This is a genomic window from Xanthomonas cissicola (assembly GCF_008801575.1).
GTDB classification, from domain to species: Bacteria; Pseudomonadota; Gammaproteobacteria; order Xanthomonadales; family Xanthomonadaceae; genus Xanthomonas; species Xanthomonas cissicola.
In genome coordinates this window covers 1-373 of the sequence record NZ_VZPL01000257.1, presented here as the reverse complement: position 1 = coordinate 373, position 373 = coordinate 1, and the positions used below count along the sequence as shown (strand labels likewise).

The following is a 373-nucleotide window of genomic DNA, read 5'->3' as shown; positions in this document are numbered from 1 at the left end:
GCTTCTGGCAATGCTGCTTTTTCTGGTGCGCAAGAAGGCGACCACGGGCGAGTTCAACGAGCTGGTTCTCGCTTGCGAGAACGTCGGCGTGCCGGCCGACGTGCTGGCCGTTTCCATGCCCGAGCTGGCTGCACTGCTAACCCGCTTTACGGAGGATTCGTAATGCCACAGACCACCGGCCAGATCGAGGTCGAAATCAATGCCGTGATCGAGCACTGGCGACGAGGCGCTGGCTTGAGGGGGCGATCACCGATGCGCTGCACCGCGATTGCGTTGATGCGGCCCACGCTGCTGGCCGACCTGTTGGGTCGCCGCTGCGATTCCAGGAGGGTGTAAGCAATGCAGAAGCACGAAGTCGAAAGCGCAACCTTGC

General features: G+C 61.9%; 2 pseudogenes. Both read left to right on the top strand.

Going from position 1 to position 373, the window contains the following annotated elements:
* Positions 1-163: pseudogene (locus F7R02_RS25955) on the top strand (conjugal transfer protein TraA); the annotation flags it as partial.
* A pseudogene (locus F7R02_RS26610) lies at positions 163-336 on the top strand (hypothetical protein). The pseudogenes F7R02_RS25955 and F7R02_RS26610, both read left to right, overlap by 1 nt.
* Positions 337-373: the final 37 nt, after the last annotated feature.